Consider the following 273-nt stretch of genomic DNA (forward strand, 5'->3'; position numbering starts at 1 on the left):
GCCCTGGTTCTGCGGCGACACCAGCATGCCCGCGGGCGGGGTGAAGCGGACGAAGTAGTTGCCCGCACCCAGGCCGCTGAACAGGTACATGCCGTTGGCATCGGTCACCGTCGTGCCCACCGACTCCGGCCCGTTCAGACCGTTGCGGAACAGCTCGACCGGCACACCCTGGACACCGGACTCGCCGTTGTCCTGCACACCGTTGCCGTTGGCATCCGACCACACCCGGTCGCCGACCGAAGCCGAAGCCGGGATCAGACCGAAGTCCCACGT

The 273-nt window shown here is 67.8% G+C and carries 1 protein-coding gene; it reads right to left on the minus strand.

The features are described from left to right. The coding region (locus tag UK23_RS31185; protein WP_045315274.1) for an SdrD B-like domain-containing protein at nucleotides 1-273 on the minus strand (273 nt) is incomplete at both ends.

The sequence above is a fragment of the Lentzea aerocolonigenes genome (assembly GCF_000955955.1).
Classification (GTDB): domain Bacteria; phylum Actinomycetota; class Actinomycetes; order Mycobacteriales; family Pseudonocardiaceae; genus Lentzea; species Lentzea aerocolonigenes_A.